This window comes from Streptococcus sp. HMSC077D04 (assembly GCF_001808785.1).
Lineage (GTDB): Bacteria > Bacillota > Bacilli > Lactobacillales > Streptococcaceae > Streptococcus > Streptococcus mitis_BX.
The window spans coordinates 331-3,998 of sequence record NZ_KV794508.1 but is presented as its reverse complement, the minus strand read 5'-3'; the positions used below and the strand labels follow the sequence as shown (position 1 = coordinate 3,998).

Sequence of the window (3,668 nt, the reverse complement as noted above, 5' to 3'; positions counted from 1 at the left end):
CTGTATCTTGATACTCGTCTACTAAAACATATGGATACCTATCTGAAAATAATCTTTTTAATATATTCTGACTAGTAATGATATTTTTACAATATCGTAATAACGTATCATGGCTAATGACATAACTTTCAAGCTTATCTCGGTTTTGAACTGGGTTATAAATAATCTTTTGTGATTTTTTTTCTTCAATTTCCTTTAATGTTATCTCAAATTTACACTTTTTGTTAATATTCTTGACTAAACTACTAAATTTTTCAACACTACTTAAATACTGTTCAAAGTATTTACTATAACTTATAATCTTCTCTTTGAAATCTTTTGCTGGGCTACTAGGTGTATTATAAAAGATTTTTAGGAACCCTTCATCACAGATATTTTTTTGGAATTCACTCTGATCTAAACTACTAGAAAGAGGGCTATCATCTATCTTTTGTTGAATTAAATGGAGTTCGTCTATAATTTTATTCTTATGTTCTCTAGTCAATAATTCTTGTTGTATAGAAATATATCCCCATAAAAACTCATGAATCGTAGACACCATTACTGATGAATTTCTACCAATTCGATTAAGAATCTCATCTTTTGCGGCATTAGTGTAAGTGATACATAAAATTTTTTGATTTCGTAACTTTAAATTTTCTCCCTCTACCTTCAAAATATGTTCAATTGATTTTTGTAGTGCATAGGTTTTCCCTGCACCAGCACCAGCATCAAAACAAAAACTCTCAAAGTTATCTAAACATTCATTAATCTCTTTCTGAATATCTAACTCTAATTTTTTATTTTCTGAACTAATTTTATATGCCATTAGTTACTCCTTGAAATAATCACAAAGGGAAGCCAAACCCGATTCAATATACTTAGGTCGTTTGATACTAAACTCTTTAGCAGGTACTGATACTTCAGCATCTACTGATAGATACACAATTCCAGTAGAAAATTTTGATTTCCCATCAGATAATTTTATTTGATACATATATGACTTGTTAGCTATTTCTGAATTTTCATCAAGAAATTCAAAATATTTCATTTTTGGGTGAACATATTTTAAAAGTTTAATCAAAGATTTCTTATATTTATTTTGCTCCTCATCTACTGAATTTGTTAAAACAATCGCCTCCTCAAAACTAGTAGCATAATATCCATTTATTTTGCCTTGAGAATACATGGAAATATTTTCATACTCAATAATCAACTCTTCTTTATTATCTAGTATTTCAACTATCTCTTTATTGAACTCATCATATTTAGCTTCGTCTTTATTCAGCATTTTTTTTATAAAATACTGTATAGTTCCATTGGTAGTTAAAAAACTTTCTATATTTCGATATTTTTCCCTTAAATCAGGAATATTAGACGGAATCACATCCGGTTCATCATTATCTTTTATATCAATTTTCTTTTCATCTTCAGATCTTTTTAAATCCAAATCTGTAAAAATAACTGTTTTGATTTTTAACAAAACTAATAAACTAATAAACTGGTGAGCATACGCTCCATCAATTCTAAAAACTTTAATATGATGATTTTTCAATTTTGGATGTTTATCAATTTCATATCTTAAATAGGTTTCTTCTGAGACACCCTCAACTAAAATGACTGCATCGGCAAAGAAAATATCTGATAGCTCTAGCCTTAAATATTTCTTGATATATTCATAAGCTTTTTTGTCAATATCTCTACCAGATATTATTGCTTCATCACTTATATTTTTTATAATATTATTTGCTCCTGCTTGACCTAGATAACTAATATTATTAAGTGTATTTCCTGATTGAATCTTACTGTTCAAAATATGTGTTGAGTGAGTCGTAATGATAATTTGAAATGTATCTAGCTGCTGTTTTTTTCCTAATAAGGTAGCGATTGCTTTTGAAATATTCTTTATGAATAGTTCTTGCATCTGAGGATGCATAAATGACTCTGGTTCTTCAATACAGAGAATGTTTACTGAACCATTAATATCCTTCTCGTTGTATAGCTCAATATAATCAACAATCTTTGCAATAATAACCATCAAATTTGTGTATCCCATACCAAACTGACTTTCAGGTATATTGTTATTCCCCTCTTGGTACTCATAAATAATACTATTTGCAAAAATCTTCTCTAAAGTTACATCTGGATGTAAATTCATCTCTAAATTCTTAATTGACTCAATACTAGATATGGCACTTTGAAGAATATCCTTTATATTGGTGTCAACCATATCTTTTACTTGATAATTAATATCATCAACTAAACTATTAATCTCTACAATATCATTATTTTTTATATAAGTTGAGACTATTTTATTATAAGCTTGTGAAAGTGTCTTGTCACTTTTTACCGTATTTGCTTCTATAGTTTCTACTTTTAGTAATGAAGATAAAGAAAATTCTTTAGCCGGCTCCTCTCTTCCTATAGGATAAAAATTTAATACAAAGTAATTACTGCTAAATAAACCTAAAAATTGTCGATATTGAATCTCTTTTTTATATACGATATTTTTATCTTGCTGATTATCTGTTTCTGAATTACTATTTTTTAGTTTAATAATCTCTTCTCTAAAAGATTTCTCATCCGCCACTTCATACTTAATATCGATAGTTACTTCCGCAATATCTTGATTTTCTTGAGTTTCTTGAGTTTCTACTGTTTTTATACCACTTACAACTAATATATCTTCAAAACTTGAAATCAAATCGTTTCCATCATCGATTCCTAATATCAACTGAAACTCTAGTTTAGGAAAATGAAATTTATCAGTACTTTCTATCTCTTCTTGAGATTTATTGTCAATATTTTCGTGATACCAATCTGATAATATTTTTAAATTAAAATCGGTATATTTAAAAACACTACGACTACCTGACTTGCTATTTTGTAGTGTATTTAATAATTTAATAATTGTACTTTTGCCTGAATTATTTTTACCTACAATTAGTGACGAATTTTTTGATATATACTTTTCTGTTATATTTATCTTCTCCGGTTCTTCCTCATAACCTGACATTTCTGGCCATTTGCTATGAGCGAAGTTAATTACCTGAGCCTCTTCGCCATACTTCCTATAATTTTTTATTGATAAACTTTTTAAATACATATATCACCTCTGTTGCTTACTCTATGTAAGTAATTACTTTAACTTCTCTTTCCCCAACCGCAACATCTCCTTCTCTACCTGACTCCACTCCCCAAACAGTAACTCTTGAAGAACATCCGCTGCTGAAGTTTTATCTTCTCCTGAATCATATACACAACTTCTATCTCGTTGATAAATTTGAATTCTTTCAAAGATAGCTAGTTCTTCCAATTGTCGTGTATTATCAACTAGATGATTTACAATGAAATCATGATGTTCTTTTGGAGTTGCGCGTGCTTGATTTGGATTGATAGCGTACAGTTCTTCGTATCGGATAAGGGTGCCTAGATAGGACAGCTTAGGCTTTGTCGCAATCAAAGCCAATTGTACTTCATATCCCTTATTTTTCAAGAGTTGTGCTGTTTTCTTTGGAACATCAACTGTTCGTAAAGTTCCCTCTATCAAAAGATTGTATCCCAAACTACTCAATTTTGTTACTAAAGACTCTACCATTTTTCCTGCAAAATCTTTGGTGTATTCTACACTATCTTTGCCATATTCTTGCTGCAGTCCTAAATAGTGTGGATGCTGAGAACGAAAACTA

General features: G+C 29.4%; 3 protein-coding genes. All 3 read right to left on the bottom strand.

Annotated features, from left to right (window positions below; translation table 11 throughout):
• Positions 1-808 (bottom strand): UvrD-helicase domain-containing protein (locus tag HMPREF2701_RS01695; RefSeq protein WP_148130502.1); only part of this gene is annotated, 808 nt, incomplete at its 3' end.
• Positions 809-811: 3 nt separating this feature from the next.
• Positions 812-3,085 carry an AAA family ATPase gene (locus tag HMPREF2701_RS01690; RefSeq protein WP_070481925.1) on the bottom strand — a complete coding sequence of 758 codons (2,274 nt, stop codon included), beginning with the start codon at positions 3,083-3,085 and terminating at the stop codon, positions 812-814.
• A 33-nt stretch (positions 3,086-3,118) separates the two neighbouring features.
• Positions 3,119-3,668 (bottom strand): zeta toxin family protein (locus HMPREF2701_RS01685; protein WP_261674392.1); only part of this gene is annotated, 550 nt, incomplete at its 5' end.